The sequence below is a fragment of the Novilysobacter selenitireducens genome (assembly GCF_020026895.1).
GTDB lineage: Bacteria > Pseudomonadota > Gammaproteobacteria > Xanthomonadales > Xanthomonadaceae > Lysobacter_C > Lysobacter_C selenitireducens.
The window spans coordinates 178,585-194,103 of the sequence record NZ_JAINZW010000002.1 but is presented as its reverse complement, the minus strand read 5'-3'; the positions used below and the strand labels follow the sequence as shown (position 1 = coordinate 194,103).

Annotated in this window: 13 protein-coding genes; 9 read left to right on the top strand and 4 right to left on the bottom strand. The window is 69.5% G+C overall.

The genetic code is table 11. The features are described from left to right. Window positions 1-91: 91 nt before the first annotated feature. From K6753_RS04690 to K6753_RS04680, 3 genes are read right to left on the bottom strand one after another with little or no spacing between them, the layout of a single operon-like run. Window positions 92-349 (bottom strand): DUF6587 family protein, encoded by a 258-nt coding sequence (locus K6753_RS04690; protein WP_223675022.1) that lies wholly within the window; start codon window positions 347-349, stop codon window positions 92-94. Beyond that, window positions 349-2,259 carry a ferrous iron transporter B gene (feoB, locus tag K6753_RS04685; protein ID WP_223675021.1) on the bottom strand — a complete coding sequence of 637 codons (1,911 nt, stop codon included), beginning with the start codon at window positions 2,257-2,259 and terminating at the stop codon, window positions 349-351. Before feoB ends, K6753_RS04690 begins: the two co-directional genes overlap by 1 nt. Then, entirely contained in the window at window positions 2,256-2,498 is a 243-nt protein-coding gene (locus tag K6753_RS04680; protein WP_223675020.1) for a FeoA family protein, read from the bottom strand. The genes feoB and K6753_RS04680 overlap by 4 nt, the downstream gene beginning before the upstream one ends. Window positions 2,499-2,612: 114 nt before the next feature. Here K6753_RS04680 and K6753_RS04675 point away from each other — a divergent pair, with 114 nt between their 5' ends. The 7 genes from K6753_RS04675 (at window position 2,613) to K6753_RS04645 (ending at window position 11,966) form a co-directional block, all read left to right on the top strand. Further along, complete coding sequence (locus K6753_RS04675; protein WP_223675019.1) at window positions 2,613-3,395, top strand: enoyl-CoA hydratase-related protein; 783 nt, start codon at window positions 2,613-2,615, stop codon at window positions 3,393-3,395. Between the two features lie 58 nt (window positions 3,396-3,453). Beyond that, on the top strand, window positions 3,454-5,451 hold the full coding sequence (locus K6753_RS04670; protein WP_223675018.1) for an acetyl/propionyl/methylcrotonyl-CoA carboxylase subunit alpha: 1,998 nt from the start codon (window positions 3,454-3,456) through the stop codon (window positions 5,449-5,451). Then, on the top strand, window positions 5,448-6,350 hold the full coding sequence (locus K6753_RS04665) for a hydroxymethylglutaryl-CoA lyase (RefSeq protein ID WP_223675017.1): 903 nt from the start codon (window positions 5,448-5,450) through the stop codon (window positions 6,348-6,350). The genes K6753_RS04670 and K6753_RS04665 overlap by 4 nt, the downstream gene beginning before the upstream one ends. Continuing rightward, the gene (locus tag K6753_RS04660) at window positions 6,347-8,926 is read left to right on the top strand and encodes a sensor domain-containing protein (protein ID WP_223675016.1); all 2,580 of its coding nucleotides are present in this window, start codon (window positions 6,347-6,349) and stop codon (window positions 8,924-8,926) included. Before K6753_RS04665 ends, K6753_RS04660 begins: the two co-directional genes overlap by 4 nt. A gap of 206 nt (window positions 8,927-9,132) precedes the next feature. Beyond that, entirely contained in the window at window positions 9,133-9,903 is a 771-nt protein-coding gene (locus K6753_RS04655; RefSeq protein ID WP_223675015.1) for an SDR family NAD(P)-dependent oxidoreductase, read from the top strand. Window positions 9,904-10,019: 116 nt separating this feature from the next. Next, window positions 10,020-10,586 (top strand): elongation factor P-like protein YeiP, encoded by a 567-nt coding sequence (yeiP, locus tag K6753_RS04650; protein WP_223675014.1) that lies wholly within the window; start codon window positions 10,020-10,022, stop codon window positions 10,584-10,586. A gap of 105 nt (window positions 10,587-10,691) precedes the next feature. Then, window positions 10,692-11,966 carry a cation:proton antiporter gene (locus tag K6753_RS04645; RefSeq protein ID WP_223675013.1) on the top strand — a complete coding sequence of 425 codons (1,275 nt, stop codon included), beginning with the start codon at window positions 10,692-10,694 and terminating at the stop codon, window positions 11,964-11,966. Here the strand turns inward: K6753_RS04645 and K6753_RS04640 are convergent. Then, window positions 11,938-12,504, bottom strand: coding sequence for an NUDIX hydrolase (locus K6753_RS04640; protein WP_425492064.1), 567 nt, complete (start codon window positions 12,502-12,504; stop codon window positions 11,938-11,940). The two genes, K6753_RS04645 and K6753_RS04640, sit on opposite strands and share 29 nt — an antisense overlap. 189 nt (window positions 12,505-12,693) lie before the next feature. Between K6753_RS04640 and K6753_RS04635 the strand changes: the two genes are divergently transcribed. Together K6753_RS04635 and K6753_RS04630 are read left to right on the top strand one after the other, a co-directional pair. Further along, window positions 12,694-14,163 carry an amino acid permease gene (locus K6753_RS04635; RefSeq protein ID WP_223675012.1) on the top strand — a complete coding sequence of 490 codons (1,470 nt, stop codon included), beginning with the start codon at window positions 12,694-12,696 and terminating at the stop codon, window positions 14,161-14,163. Between the two features lie 10 nt (window positions 14,164-14,173). After that, the gene (locus K6753_RS04630; RefSeq protein WP_223675011.1) at window positions 14,174-15,469 is read left to right on the top strand and encodes an amino acid permease; all 1,296 of its coding nucleotides are present in this window, start codon (window positions 14,174-14,176) and stop codon (window positions 15,467-15,469) included. Window positions 15,470-15,519 lie beyond the last annotated feature (50 nt).

Sequence of the window (15,519 nt, the reverse complement as noted above, 5' to 3'; positions counted from 1 at the left end):
TGCAGCGAGGGATCTGCTTCACCCGCTCGAACAGGGCGGAAAGCGGATCCCTCACTGCTTTTGGGACGACCCGAACCTGGTTCCCGGTTTTTCAGCCCGGCGAGCACCCGCCGCAACTGCCGGACTGCCCGCAGGCCACGCCCACCGGGCCTGTGGCCGGCGCAGGCGCCAGGCGCCGGCCCAGCCGCTGCAACCACGCGGCGCGATGGGGTCGCAACAGCACGAGCACGAGCCGCAGCCGGCCGCGCCGCAGCGCCTGCGGGAACTGCCGGCGCACGACGTACACGCACGCGGCGACGACGGCCACGGCAACCACCGCCTGCTGCATGAGGAGCCCGGCGTCGTCCATCAGCCCGCCCCCAGCCACAGCGCGACGCGGTAGGTCACGAATGCCGCGAGGTACGCCAGCGCGAACAGGTAGCCGGTGGCGATGGCCACCTGCCTCCAGGAGCCGGTCTCGCGCTTGATGGTCGCGAGGGTGGAGATGCACTGCGGCGCGTAGATGAACCACACCAGCAGCGACAGCGCCGTGGCCAGCGACCAGGTGTCGGTGATGATCGGCGTCAGGGCCTCCGTGGCGGCCGCCTCGTCGGCCGCCTGCAACGCGTACACCGTCGCCAGCGACGACACCGCCACTTCACGCGCGGCCATGCCGGGAATCAGCGCGATGCAGATCTGCCAGTTGAAGCCGATCGGCGCGAAGATCGCCGTCAGCGCATGGCCGATGCGGCCGGCGAAGCTGTAGTCGATGGCCGGACCAGCCGCGCCTTCGGGTGCACCGGGGAACGACAGCAGGAACCACAGCAGCACCGTCAGCGCGAGGATGATGCCGCCGACCCGGCGCAGGAAAATCCACGCGCGCTCCCAGAGGCCGATCAGCAGGTCACGCGGGTGCGGCAGCCGGTAGGACGGCAACTCCAGCATCAGCGCGTGCTCGCCCTTGTCGCGGCGCCACTTCTTCATGACCCACGACACCAGCAGCGCGCTGAGGATGCCGGCCGCGTACAGCGCGAACAGCACCAGGCCCTGCATGTTGAAAATATCCATTGACCCCGGGCCCACCGACTGCGCGGGAATGAAGGCCCCGATCAGCAGCGCGTACACCGGCAAGCGCGCCGAGCACGTCATCAGCGGCGCGACCATGATCGTCGCCAGCCGGTCGCGCGGGTCTTGGATCGACCGCGTCGCCATGATCCCGGGGATCGCGCAGGCGAAGCTCGACAGCAGCGGGATGAACGAGCGGCCCGACAGGCCGGCGCCGGCCATCATGCGGTCCAACAGGAACGCCGCCCGCGGCAGGTAGCCGGACTCCTCCAGCGCCAGGATGAAAGCGAAGAGGATGACGATCTGCGGCAGGAAGATGATCACCCCGCCCAGGCCGGCGATGATGCCGTCGACCAGCAGGCTGTTGAGCGGCCCTTCCGGCAACGCGCCACCGACGGCTTCGCCCAGCCACACCGTGCCGGCGTCGATCAGGTCCATCAACGGCGTGGCCCACGCGTACACCGCCTGGAAGATCAGGAACATCACGACCGCCAGCGACAGCAGGCCCAGCGCCGGGTGCAGCAGCCAGCGGTCCAGCGTGTCGTCCACCTTCGCCGTGCGGCGGGGCATGTCGACCGCCAGCGCCAGCAGGCGCCGGGTTTCGGTGTGCAGCGTGTCGCCCGTGGCCGAGGCATCGGCCAGCCCGACGCGCGGCGGCTGCGGATGCTGCACGGTGCGGTCCAGCACGCCGACCAGTTCGGCGGCACCGTCGTGGCGGACCGCGACCGTCGGCACCACGGGCACGCCCAGTTCGGCTTCGAGCACGCCCAGGTCCACCGCGATGCCGCGGCGTTGCGCGGCGTCCATCATGTTGACCGCCAGCACCATCGGCCGGCCGACCTGGCGCGCGAGTTCGCGCACTTCCAGCGCAAAGCGCAGGTGCAGGCGCAGGTTGGTGGCATCGACCACGCACACCAGCACGTCGGGCGTCGGCTCGCCCGGGTAGAAACCGCGACAGACGTCGCGCGTCACCGCCTCGTCGAGGCTGGCCGCATCCAGGCTGTAGGCACCCGGCAGGTCCAGCAGCGCGTACTCGCGGCCCGAAGGGGCGTGGAACCGGCCTTCCTTGCGCTCCACCGTCACGCCGGCGTAGTTCGCCACCTTCTGGCGGCTGCCGGTGAGCTGGTTGAACAGCGCGGTCTTGCCGCAGTTGGGGCTGCCGACCAGCGCCAGCCTGAGGGCGGTCGTGGCGGTCGTGGCGGTCGCGGCGCTCATGCGGCCTCCGGCACGACGCGCACGCGCGCGGCTTCGGCGCGGCGCAACGCGAAACGGGTATAGCCGATCTGCACCAGGAGGGGTTCGGCCGAGAACGGACCCGCCGCCATGACCTCCACGCGCTCGCCGTTGACGAAGCCCAGCTCGCGCAGCCGGCGGGCAATGGCGTCGTTGGGCATGAGGTCGTCGACGGCCTCCACCAGGGCGGCGGCCCGTCGCGGCAGTTCGGTGAGCTTCAAGGCACGCACCCGGTCAAATAGGAATTGTTCTCATTCTAGCATCGCGCACGCGCGCGACCGGTGTGCCGGAAGCCACCGGCTATCATGCCTCCCCTGCCCTTCACGGCCGCCTCCATGACCCACCCGCTGCTGCACTTGCGCGAGGGCCCCGTCGCCCGCCTTCGCCTCAACCGCCCGGAGCTGCACAACGCCTTCGACGCCACGCTGATCGCCGCGCTCACCGGCGCGCTGTCAGGCCTGGCCGATGACGACGAGGTGCGCGTCGTGGTGCTGGAGGGAGAAGGCGCATCGTTCTCCGCCGGCGCCGACCTCAACTGGATGCGCGGCATGGCCGCCGCCAGCGAGCAGGAGAACCGAGACGATGCACTGGCACTGGCGCGCCTCATGCGCACCTTGGACGAGTTGCCCAAGCCGACCATCGCCCGTGTGCATGGTGCCGCCTTCGGTGGCGGCGTCGGACTGGTGGCCTGTTGCGATATCGCCATCGGCGCACGCGGGGCGAAGTTCGGCCTGACCGAGAGCAAGCTGGGCCTGCTGCCGGCCGTGATCTCGCCCTACGTCATCGACGCCATCGGCGCGCGCCAGGCGCGGCGCTGGTTCGCGACGGCCGAGATGTTCGATGCCGACGAGGCCGCCCGCGTCGGCCTCCTTCACCAGGCGGTGGACGCGGATGCGTTGGACGCTGCCATCCAGCGCCAGGTCGACCTGCTGCTCAAGGCCGGTCCGGTCGCCGCCGCCCATGCCAAGTCGCTGGTGCGCGACGTCGCTGCCCACGGCGATCGCGACCGCCACGACCGCGACAACGCCGCGCTCATCGCCCGCCTTCGCGTGTCCGCGGAAGGCCAGGAGGGGTTGTCGGCCTTCCTGGAGAAGCGCAAGCCCGAGTGGATCGACTGAAGCCTCCCGCAACCCAGAGTCCTCTCCGGAAGGGAGGACGCAGACAGCCGGAACCCGAATGTTCAACAAGATCCTCATTGCCAACCGCGGCGAAATCGCCTGCCGGGTGATCCGCACCTGCCGTCGGCTCGGCATCCGCACCGTTGCGGTGTATTCCGAAGCCGACGCGGGCGCGCAGCACGTGCGCCAGGCCGACGAGGCCTACCCGATCGGTGGGCCGCAGCCGGCCGACAGCTACCTGCGCGGCGAGGCGATCATCGAGGTCGCGCTGCGCAGCGGTGCGCAGGCCATCCACCCGGGCTACGGCTTCCTCAGCGAGAACGCCGATTTCGCCGATGCCGTGGAGGCGGCAGGCCTGGTGTTCATCGGCCCGAAGGCCGCCTCGATGCGGAAGATGGGCAGCAAGGCCGGCGCCAAGGAACTGATGCAGGCGGCCGGCGTGCCGGTCGTGCCGGGGTACACGGGCGAGGACCAGGACCCCGCCCACCTGCAGGCCGAGGCCGACGCGATCGGCTACCCGCTGATGATCAAGGCCGCCCACGGCGGCGGTGGCAAGGGCATGCGCATCGTGCGCGAGTCCGGCGACTTCGCCGCCGCGTTGGAAAGCTGCCAGCGCGAGGCGAAGAACGCTTTCGGCCGCGACCGGGTGCTGCTGGAGCGCTACGTCGAGCGTCCGCGCCACATCGAGATCCAGGTCTTCGGCGACAGCCACGACCACGTCATCCACCTCAATGAGCGCGAGTGCTCCGCGCAGCGCCGCTACCAGAAGGTGCTGGAAGAGGCGCCCTCGCCGTTCTTGACGGCCGAGCTGCGCAGCGCAATGGGCGAGGCCGCCGTGCTGGCCGCGCGCGCGATCGACTACGTCAACGCCGGCACCGTCGAGTTCATCGTCGGCCAGGACGGCCGCTTCTACTTCATGGAGATCAACACCCGCCTGCAGGTCGAGCACCCGGTAACCGAATGCGTGACCGGCCTGGACCTGGTCGAAGTGCAGTTGCGCGTCGCCGCGGGCGAGCCGCTGCCGCTGGCGCAGGACGACGTGCGCCAGCAGGGCCACGCGATCGAGGTGCGGCTGTACGCCGAGGACCCGGAGGCCGGCTTCCTGCCCGGCTCGGGCCGGCTGGAGCGGCTGCGCCTGCCCGCCAACGGCGACGGCATCCGCGTGGATTCCGGCGTGGTCGAGGGCGACACCGTCACGATCTTCTACGACCCGATGATCGCCAAGCTGATCGTGTACGCCGCCGACCGGCCCGGCGCGCTCGCCCGCCTGCGCGACGCGCTGGCGCAGTGCGAGGTCGACGGGCCGAAATCGAACATCGGCTTCCTGGAAGCGCTCGCCCGGCACCCGACCGTGGTCGAGGGCACGATCGACACCGGCTATCTCGACCGCCACCTGGACGAATTCCTGCACGACGCCGAGCCCGATCCGGTGCTGGTCGCCGCCACCGCGGTCGCCCGGCTGCTGGTGCAGGAAAGCGAGAGCCGCGAGCACGCCTCGCACTCGAGCGACCCCGGTTCGCCGTGGGCCATCGCCGATGGCTGGCGGCTGGGCCATGCGGGGCATCGCAGCCTGGCCTTCGGGCATCGCGACGCCCGGATCAAACTGGACGCGCACGGCAGCGGCGGCGAATACCGGATCGAATCGGACGACACCACGCATGTCGTGGAAGGCGCGCGCCTGGATGGCGACACCCTGAGCCTTCGGATCAACGGCACCGGCCGGCGCTTCCGCGTGCTGGAGCGCGGCCGCGTATTCAGCCTGCATGATGGCGAGCGCCGGCTGCGGCTGGTGCCGCAGGCGATGTATCGTCACGAAGGCGGTGCGGCCGCCGCCGGCGCCGACCGCGTCACCGCGCCGATGCCGGGCCGGGTCGTGGTGTCCCGCGCCGCCAGTGGCGACACCGTGCAGGCCGGCCAGGAGGTCATGGTGATCGAAGCCATGAAAATGGAACTGAGCCTCAAGGCGCCGCGCGACGGCACCGTCGCCGAGGTGCGCGCCCAGGCCGGGGACTTCGTCGAGGCCGACGCCGTGCTGCTGGTGCTGGAGGACGCATGAGCGCCCTGCCCGCCCGCGTGCGCATCGTCGAGGTCGGCCCCCGCGACGGCCTGCAGAACGAGAAGGCGCAGGTCGCCACCGCCGACAAGATCGAACTGATCGACCGACTGTCGGCGACCGGCCTGCAGTCCATCGAGGCGACCAGCTTCGTCAGCCCCAAGTGGGTGCCGCAGTTGGCCGACGCCGCCGAGGTCTTCGGCGGCATCATGCGCCGCCCCGGCGCGCACTACCCGGTGCTGGTGCCCAACCTGCAGGGCTACGAGCGCGCCCGCGCGGTGGGCGTGGACGAGGTCGCGGTGTTCACCGCGGCGTCGGAAGCCTTCAACCGCAAGAACATCAATGCCGGCATCGACGAGTCGCTGGCGCGCTTCGCACCCGTTATCGAGCGGGCCCGCGCCGACGGCGTGGCGGTACGCGGCTACGTGTCCACGGTGCTGGGCTGCCCCTACCAGGGCGAGGTGCCGGTGGCCGACGTGGTCCGCGTTGCACGTGAACTGCACTTGATGGGCTGCTACGAAATCTCATTGGGGGACACCATCGGCGTGGGCACCCCGGCCAAGGCGCGCGCGATGCTGCGGGCCGTGGCCGAGGCCGTGCCCATGCCGGCGCTGGCCATCCACTTCCACGACACCTACGGCCAGGCGTTGGCCAACATCCTGGCGTGCCTGGAGGAGGGCGTGTCGGTGGTCGATTCTGCCGTGTCGGGCGCGGGCGGATGCCCGTACGCCAAGGGCGCCAGCGGCAACGTGGCCAGCGAGGACGTCGTCTACATGCTGCATGGCCTGGGCATCGAGACCGGCATCGACCTGACGGCCCTGGCTGAGACCGGCCGCTGGCTGGCGACGCGCCTGGGCCGCGAGACCGGCAGCAAGGTCGGACGGGCGCTCGCGGTGTCATGACCGCCAAGCCGCCCGCGCCCGGCCTGCCCCGCCCGCCCGAAGCGGCGGACGCGGCCGTAACGCTGGCGGCGCTCGAGGCGGCATGCGAGGCCACCGACCTGCCGGACGCAGCACGCGTGCTGTTGAAGCAGGCCTGCGACGCACTGCGCGCCTCCGCGCAGGATGCCCAGACCGCGCGACTGCGCTACCACGCACTGTTCGACGCGGTGCCGGACCCGGTCAGCATCCTCGACGAGACCGGCACCGTGCTCGACCTCAACAAGGCCGGCCTGGCGGCGTACCGGCGCCCGCGCGAGGAGATCGTCGGCCAGCCGATCCACGTGCTCAACCCGGAGCTGCCGCACGACCACCTCAACCCGGTGTGGGAGCGGATCAACCGCGGCCAGACCTACGTCATCGAAGTCACCAACATGCGCGGCGACGGCAGCCGCTTCCCGGTGGAGGTGCACTCGGCCGGCTTCGTGCACGACGGCCGCAACTGCATCGTCGCCGTCGCCCGCGACCTGAGTGGCCGGCGCGATGCCGAATGGCGCTACCGCGAGCTGATGGAAACCATCGACCGCGCCATCCTCGTCCAGGACACCAGTGGCCGCGTCATGCACGCCAACATCGCGGCGATGCGGCTGTTCGGCATCGGCGAGGGCCAGCGCATCAACGACGAGCTGCGTTCGGGGCGGTGGCGCGTCATCGACGAGCACGGCCGTGAACTCCCGAACGAGCAGCTGCCGCAGCAGCGCGCCCTGCGCTGGGGCCGCAACGTCGAGGCCACGCTGGGCTACTTCGATCGGCAGCGCCAGCAATTGTCATGGCTGTCGGTGACCGCGGTGCCGCAGTTCCCGGCCGGCGCCAACCGGCCGCAGCAGGTACTGACGCTGTTCTCGGATGTCACCGCGCTCAAGCGCGAGAGCGCGCTGTTCGACCGCGCGCAGTCGCTGGCGCACATCGGCGGCTGGGAGTGGGAAACCGCGCGCGACCACCTCTACCTCACCGATGAAGCGCAGCGCATCCTCGGCTGCTACCCCGCGCCCGATTCCATCGAAGGCCTGCTGGGCTGCTTCCGTCCCGGCGACCGCCAGGCGGTGCGCGATGCGCTCGACCGCACCATGGCCACCGGCCGCGCGCTCAACCTCGACATCCAGGGCATGCGCGGCAGCGGCCAGCCGTTCTGGGTGAGGCTGATCGGCGAGATCGAAGCCGGCGACCTGCTGACCTCGCGCCTGACCGGCACGCTGCAGGACATCACCGAGCGCAAGCAGTCCGAGGAAACCCTGCGGGTGCAGGCGCGCACCGACCCGCTGACCGGCCTGCTCAACCGCGACGCCGCGCTGTACGAGCTCGACGCCCGGCTGTCCGACGTGCAGCAGCTCGATCTGGCGGTGCTCTACATCGACCTGGACCGCTTCAAGATCGTCAACGACGTACTCGGCCATGCCGCCGGCGACCGCCTGCTGGCGTCGGCCGCGCGGCGCATCCAGACCGCGGTTGGCACCGAGGCGCTGATCGCGCGCTTTGGTGGCGACGAGTTCCTCGTCATCTGCACCACCGGCGACGATCCCGACCGCCCCGAGCGGCTGGCCGAGGCTATCCTGCGCGAGTTCGGCGCGAGCTTCCGGCTGGACGGCGAGGAGTTCAGCATCACCGCCAGTATCGGTATCGCGCGCGCGCCGGCGGACGGGGTGAGTTCGCAGCACCTGATCCAGTCGGCGGACGTGGCGATGTACAGCAGCAAGCGTCGCGGCCGCAATGCGTTCCAGGGCTTCACCAGCGAACTGGCCGAGCAGCAGCTGCATCGGCTGCAACTTGAAACCCACATGCGGCGCGCGGTGCAGAACGAGGAATTCCACCTCGTCTACCAGCCACAGGTAGAGCTGGCCTCGGGCAGGCTGGTCGCGGCCGAGGCCCTGATCCGCTGGCGCAATGCGTCCCTGGGCGAGATGCGCCCGGACCACTTCATCGACCACGCCGAATCCACCGGCGACATCGTCGGCATCGGCACATGGGTCATGGAGCAGGCGTGCATGCAGCTGCGCCGATGGCAGGAACACGGCGTGCCCATCGAGCGCGTCGCCGTCAACGTGTCGTACCGGCAGTTCCTCGGCGAGGACCTGGCGCGCAACGTCCGCCGGGCACTGGCCGAATCCGGCCTGCCCGGCACCGCGCTGGAGCTGGAGTTCACCGAGCGCGTGCTGATCGAGGACGAGCCCGACACGCTGCGTACCTTTGCCGAGCTGCGCGAGCTGGGCGTGATGCTGACCATCGACGATTTCGGCGAGGGCTACAGCGCGCTCAACTACCTGCGCCGCCTGCCGATCCACGGGCTCAAGTTGAGCCAGCTGTTCGTGCAGGGCGTACCGGGCAACCAGTCGGATGTCGCGGTGTGCCAGGCGGTGACCGGCATCGCCGACAGCCTGGGCCTGGGCGTCGTCGCCGAGGGCGTGGAGACGGAAGCGCAGCGCGCCTTCCTGTTGAAGCTGGGCGTGGATATCGGCCAGGGCTTCCTGTTTGCGCCGGGGCTCATGCCGGGCGAATTGCAGAAGCGGTTCCTCAAGCTACGCGCCGCCGCCGCGCACGGGTGACGCCCCCTTGTAGGAGCGACGTGAGTCGCGACCGAGGACACAAGACGCGACATCGCGACTTTGTAGGAGCGGCTTCAGCCGCGATCGTGAGTCAGCGCGAGTGACCCGTCTGGTGATCGCGGCTGAAGCCGCTCCTACAAAAGCGCCCGCCACGCCACCCGGGTTGCCACGCTAAAATCGCGCCTTTCCGTCCGCAGGATTCCCCCATGCAGCTTTCCGATACCCGCGCGATCGTCACCGGTGGCGTGTCCGGCCTGGGCCTGGCCGTCGCCCAGCATCTGGTCGCCCAGGGCGGCAAGGTCGCCCTGTTCGACGTCAACGACGAGAAGGGCGCTGCCGCCGTGGCCGCGCTGGGCGATGCCAACGCCCGCTACTTCAAGACCGACGTCACCGACGAAGCCGGCGTGGCCGCCAACGTCGCTGCCGCGAAGGACTTCCTCGGCGGCCTGAATGCCGCGATCAACTGCGCCGGCATCCTGGGCGCCGGCCGCGTGCTCGGTCGCGATGGCTCGATGAAGCTCGGACAGTTCCAGACGACCGTCATGGTCAACCTGGTCGGCAGCTTCAACGTCGCCAAGGCCGCGGCCGAGGTGATGCAGCACAACGACGCGGGCGAGGACGGCGAGCGCGGCGTCATCGTCAACACCGCGTCGGTCGCCGCCTTCGAAGGCCAGATCGGCCAGGCCGCGTACTCGGCGAGCAAGGGCGGCGTGGTCGGCATGACGCTGCCGATGGCGCGCGAACTGTCGCGCTTCGGCATCCGCGTCATGACCGTCGCACCGGGCATCTTCTGGACGCCGATGGTCGATGGCATGCCCGACGACGTGCAGAAGTCCCTGTCGGCCTCCATCCCGTTCCCGTCGCGCCTGGGCCGGCCGGAGGAGTTCGCCGACCTGGTCGCCTACATCCTCGGCAACCGCTATCTCAACGGCGAGACGATCCGCCTGGACGGCGCCACGCGGCTGGCACCCAAGTAACGCTCAAAAGCCCCTGCAGGTGTGGCTTCAGCCGCGATCTCCAGACGGGTTGCCCGCGCCGATTCACATTTGCGGCTGAAGCCGCTCCTACAAAAGACAGGCCCACCGGACAACGCATGAAAGCCTACGACGTTAAGAAAGGAAACGTGGTCGAGCACAACGGCACCGTGTACCAGGTGCGCGACATCGAGCGCAGCTCGCCGCAGGGCCGTGGCGGCAACGTCAAGTACCGCTTCACCATGTACTCGGTGCCGGGCGGGCAGAAGTACGACCTCAGCGTCGGCGGCGACGACGAGCTCAAGGAAGTCGAACTCAGCCGCCGCCAGGCGACGTTCTCGTACAAGGATGGCGAGGCATTCGTGTTCCTCGACGACGAGGACTACACGCCCTACACCCTGGATGCCGACGCCATCGGCGACGACGCCGGCTACATCATTCCCGACCTGACGGGCTGCTACGTGCAGATCATCGACGACCAGCCGGTCGCGCTGCAGTTGCCGCAGAGCGTGGCGATCGAGGTGGTCGAAACCCCGCCGGAACTCAAGGGCGGCACCGCGACCAAGCGACCGAAGCCGGCGCGCCTGTCGACCGGGCTGGAGATCATGGTCCCGGAATACATCGGCAACGGCGAGCGCGTGCTGGTGAACACCACCACGGGCGAGTTCGCCGGCCGCGCGGACTGATCCACGCCCCGACCCTACGGCCGCCAGCCCGGCGGCCGTAGCGACGCATTCACGTCGCGGCGGACACACTGCGGGCCCGCTCTTACCTGTGCCCCCTCCCGCCGGATGGATGCCTACAAGCTGTTGCTGGCCCTCGTCGGGCTGGCCCTGATCGGCGCCACCTGGCTGCCGCACCTGCTCAAGCGCCAGCCGGTCACCTTCCCGATCGCCTACGTGCTGCTCGGGCTGGTGCTGTACTCGCTGCCGGTGCAGGTGCCGCGTCCGGACCCGTTCCGCTATTCGGAACTCACCGAGCAGCTGACCGAACTCGTCGTCATCGTCGCGCTGGCCGGCGCCGGGCTCCGGTTGGACACGCCCTTCAACTGGCGCACCTGGTCTCCGACCTGGCGGCTGCTGCTGCTGACCATGCCGTTGTGCATCGTGACCGCCGCCTGGCTGGGCCAGCACCTGCTGGGCTTGGGCCTGGCCTCGGCGGTGCTGCTCGGTGCGGTGCTGGCGCCCACCGACCCGGTGCTGGCGTCCGACGTGCAGGTTGCGGGTCCCGGCGAGGGCGAAGAGGATCCCATCCGCTTCACCCTGACATCCGAGGCCGGCCTCAACGACGGCCTGGCCTTCCCCTTCGTGTGGCTGGCGGTCGCCATTGCCCTTGCGGTCGGCGGCGATGCCGAGCCTGGCTGGTTCGCCCGCTGGGTATGGATGGACGTGCTGTGGCGCGTCGGCGCCGGTGCGGTGGTCGGCTGGGGGCTCGGGTACGGCCTGATGCACCTGATCTTCCGCAGCGCGCAGGGTGCCGAAATGTCGCGCAGCAGCGATGGCCTGGCCGCGCTGGCGATCACGCTGTTCGTCTACGGCGTGACCGAGTTGCTGCACGGCTACGGCTTCCTCGCCGTGTTCGTCGCCGCGCTGGTGATCCGGCACTACGAGCGCACCCACGAGTACCACGGCGTCCTCAACCAGTTCGCCGACCAGGTCGAGCGCTTGTTGACGGCGCTGCTGCTGATCGTGCTGGGCGGCACGCTGACCATCGGCATCCTGGACCCACTGCGACCGATCGACTGGCTGTTCGCCGTCGGGTTCGTGCTGCTGGTCCGGCCGCTCTCGGGCTGGCTGTCGTTGTCACGCAGCCGCCTGAGCGGACGCGAGCGCTGGGTGGTCGCGGTGTTCGGCATCCGCGGCATCGGCTCGTTCTACTACCTGATGTTCGCCTTCAACCACGCCGAGTTCGCCGAGCGCGAACGGCTGTGGGCGATCGTCACGTTGGTGGTGCTGATGTCGATCCTGCTCCACGGCCTGAGTGCGTCGCGCGTGATGCGCCACATGGATGCGTGGCGCAAGCGACGCCGTGGCCGCGTCAGCGCGGACACCCCGCCCGCCACTTGAGCGCCATGCGCCGGAGCGACTCGTCGCTGGCGGGATCATCAAGCAACGTATCGATGTCGACCCACGCCAATGCAAGCGACTCGTCGCTGACGGTGTAGCGCTCGTCGTCACCGGCGCGGACGACATAGCGCGCGTCGTAATGCCAGTGGCCCGGCACGTCGCCCCGCTCGGGAATCCAGTGGCGGTCCAGGTCGAAAAACCCGGGCTCGACGGTCAGCCCCGGCAACCCCGACTCCTCCTGCGCTTCGCGCAACGCGACCTGCGCCAGGTCGCGATCACCATCCGCATGGCCACCCAGCTGCAGCCAGCGCTGCAACTTGCGGTGATGGGTCATCAGCACCCGTTGCCCGCAGCGCGACACCAGCCAGGCCGAGGCGGTGAAGTGCCCGGCCAGCCGGCCCCGCACGAACGGGTCGGCGGCATCGTCGAGCAGCGCGGCGAACTGCATGGCAGTCGTCGCCTCGTTGGGCCAGCGCCCGGCGTATCGGTGCAGCTCCGCGTGCAGGGAATCCAGGTCGGCGGCGTTGGAAATGTGCATGTGCAGCAATGCGGGTGCGAACGGAAGCGGGACGCGATTGTGCCCTGTCCGCGCGTCCCACAGCGCGTCTTGCCGCTGGTTTCACCGCTGGGGTAAGGTGGCCCGCCGCTCGTGGGCCCGCGCCATCGCGCCACCGCCTACGCGTCTGCGTCGCACCTTCGCCGACACATCTATTTTTTGGGGATCCGGATGTTCAAGAACCTGTTCATCACCAAGCCGGTCGAGCCGGCGGGCCACGTCGACGCGGGCGAACCCTTCGAGGGCAGCCTGGAGGGCGAGGCCACGCTCAAGCGCACCTTGACCGGCACCCAGCTGATGATGCTGGGCGTGGGCGCGGTGATCGGCGCAGGCATCTTCGTACTGACCGGACAGGCCGCGGCCGAGCACGCCGGCCCCGCGATCATGCTGAGCTTCATCCTGGCGGGCATCGCGTGTGCGTTCGCCGGCCTGTGCTACGCCGAGTTCTCGGCGATGATGCCGGTGTCGGGCAGCGCGTACTCGTACTCCTACGCGACGCTGGGCGAATTCGTCGCCTGGTTCATCGGCTGGTGCCTGGTGCTGGAGTACCTGTTCGCCGCCTCCACCGTCGCGGTGGGCTGGTCGGGGTACCTCAACAGTTTTCTGGGCACGCTCGGGATGCCCATCCCCGACCTCTTCGCGACGGCGCCGCTGACCTTCTCCGAAGGCGAGTTCACCCGTACCGGGGCCATCCTCAACCTGCCGGCGGTGTTCATCGTCGCCCTGGTCACCGGCATCGGCTACGTGGGCATCACCCAGTCGGCGATGGCCAATGCGATCGTCGTGGCGATCAAGATCACCGTGATCCTGCTGTTCATCGGTTTCGGCATCGCCTACATCGACCCGGCCAACTGGGTGCCCTTCATCCCGGAGAACGAAGGCCCGGGCCGCTTCGGCATGGATGGCGTGATGCGCGCTGCCGCGATCGTGTTCTTCGCCTACATCGGCTTCGACGCCGTGTCGACCGCCGCCGGCGAAGCCAAGAACCCGCAGCGCGACATGCCCATCGGCATCCTCGGCTCGCTGGTGATCTGCACCATCATCTACATCGCCATGTGCGCCGTGCTGACCGGCATGCTGCCCTACAGCCAGCTGGGCACGCCCAAGCCGGTGGCCACCGCGCTGGAGGCGTACCCGAGCCTGCTGTGGCTGAAGACGCTGGTCGAGATCGCCGCCATCGCCGGCCTGTCGTCGGTGATCCTGGTGATGCTGATGGCGCAGCCGCGCATCTTCTACTCGATGTCGCGCGACGGCTTGCTGCCGAAGCTCTTCGGCAAGGTCCACCCGAAGTACCACACCCCCTACATCGGCACGATCATCGTGGGCGTGATCGCCGCGACGCTCGCCGGCTTCCTGCCGATCGGCCTGCTGGGCGAGATGGTGTCGATGGGCACGCTGCTTGCATTCGCCACCGTCTGCGCCGGCGTGCTGATCCTGCGCTACACCAAGCCGGGCCTGCACCGCCCGTTCCGGGTGCCGCTGGCGATCATCGTCTGTCCGCTGGGCGTGCTGTCGTGCCTGTACCTGTTCGCGCAGCCGTTCATGGAGTACTGGTTCCTGTTCCTCGGCTGGACGGCGATCGGCATGCTGATCTACTTCGGCTACGGCTACCGCCACAGCAAGCTGCGCCAGCGTCGCTGAGGCCTTGGCGATGACCGTCCGCAAGATCGGGCCGGTGTTGGCCACCTTCGTGGTGGCCAACAACATGATCGGCTCCGGGTTCTTCCTGCTGCCCGCCACGCTGGCGACTGCTGGCGCGGTGACGGTATTCAGTTGGATCGTCGGCACTGCACTGGCGCTGGTACTGGGCGGCGCGTTCGCGCGACTGGCCCGCGAATACCCCGACCTGCAGTCCGCCGACGATTATGTGCGACCTTCCCTGGGGCGTGATGCCAGCTTCCTGGCGACATCGCTGTACTGGGCGTCGTCGTGGATCGGCAACAACGCGATCGCAGTGGCGGCGTTCGGCTACCTCGTCATGCTGCTGCCGCTGGACGGCAGCAACCCCATGGTGCAGGTCGGCGGCCAGATCGCGCTGATCTGGCTGATGTTCGCGGTCAACCTGATGGGCCCCAAGCCGGTGGCCAAGTTCCAGTCGCTGTGCGTGGTGTTCGGCCTGGCACCGGTGGCCGTTGTCCTGCTGTTCGGCTGGGGACATTTCGACCGCGGAATCTACGATGCGGCCTGGAACGTGTCCGGCCAGTCCGACGCGGGCGTGGTGTTCGGTTCGTTGGGCGCGATCTTCTGGGCGTTCGTCGGCCTGGAAACCGGCGCGATGATCGCCGGCCTGGTGCGCGATCCGGACCGCGACGTCCCGATCGCCACGGTGGGCGGCATCCTCATCGCCGGTGTCGTCTACATCCTGTCGTCCGTGCTGGTAATGGGTATTGTCCCGGCGCAGCAGCTGGCCGAGTCGAGTGCACCGTTCGCCCTCGTCGCTGCCGAGATCTTCGGGCCGTGGGCCGCGCTGGCGATCGCCGCGGCCGCCGCGCTCAAAGCCACCGGCACGCTGGGCGGCTGGATGCTGGTGACCGGCGAAACCGGCGCCCGGGCCGCGCAGCACGGCTACCTGCCTGGCGTGTTCGGTCGCCTCAATGCGCGTGGCGCGGCCGCCTGGGGCCTGCTGATCATCGCCTCGGCCATGAGCGTAATCGCGTTCCTGACGCTGTCGCCGAACGTGTCCGAGCAATTCGGGCTGATCATCGGCGTGGTGGTGAACCTGGTGGTGCTGGCCTATGCCGCGGCCGGCCTCAGCCTGGTCGTCGGCACCAAGCAGCGCCGGCCCGGGATGCGGGACCGCCTGCTGGGCATCGGCGCCCTGGTCGCCTGCGGGCTGCTGCTGGCCTCCACCACCCTGACGATGCTGCTGGGGGCGGGCGTGGCCATGGCCATAGCCTGGGGCCTGTTCCGCATGTTCGGCCGACGCCAGGTGCCCAGCGCGGCCTGAGACCGCGCATTGAAGCAACCCCGGAAACGGCGCGGACATCCGCGCCGTTT

Bases quoted from the DNA above. Each gene is read 5' to 3' on its own strand.
- K6753_RS04690 (WP_223675022.1), bottom strand. From the start codon at position 349: ATGGACGACGCCGGGCTCCTCATGCAGCAGGCGGTGGTTGCCGTGGCC.
- feoB (WP_223675021.1), bottom strand. From the start codon at position 2,259: ATGAGCGCCGCGACCGCCACGACCGCCACGACCGCCCTCAGGCTGGCG.
- K6753_RS04675 (WP_223675019.1), top strand. From the start codon at position 2,613: ATGACCCACCCGCTGCTGCACTTGCGCGAGGGCCCCGTCGCCCGCCTT.
- K6753_RS04670 (WP_223675018.1), top strand. From the start codon at position 3,454: ATGTTCAACAAGATCCTCATTGCCAACCGCGGCGAAATCGCCTGCCGG.
- K6753_RS04665 (WP_223675017.1), top strand. From the start codon at position 5,448: ATGAGCGCCCTGCCCGCCCGCGTGCGCATCGTCGAGGTCGGCCCCCGC.
- K6753_RS04660 (WP_223675016.1), top strand. From the start codon at position 6,347: ATGACCGCCAAGCCGCCCGCGCCCGGCCTGCCCCGCCCGCCCGAAGCG.
- K6753_RS04655 (WP_223675015.1), top strand. From the start codon at position 9,133: ATGCAGCTTTCCGATACCCGCGCGATCGTCACCGGTGGCGTGTCCGGC.
- yeiP (WP_223675014.1), top strand. From the start codon at position 10,020: ATGAAAGCCTACGACGTTAAGAAAGGAAACGTGGTCGAGCACAACGGC.
- K6753_RS04645 (WP_223675013.1), top strand. From the start codon at position 10,692: ATGGATGCCTACAAGCTGTTGCTGGCCCTCGTCGGGCTGGCCCTGATC.
- K6753_RS04640 (WP_425492064.1), bottom strand. From the start codon at position 12,504: ATGCACATTTCCAACGCCGCCGACCTGGATTCCCTGCACGCGGAGCTG.
- K6753_RS04635 (WP_223675012.1), top strand. From the start codon at position 12,694: ATGTTCAAGAACCTGTTCATCACCAAGCCGGTCGAGCCGGCGGGCCAC.
- K6753_RS04630 (WP_223675011.1), top strand. From the start codon at position 14,174: ATGACCGTCCGCAAGATCGGGCCGGTGTTGGCCACCTTCGTGGTGGCC.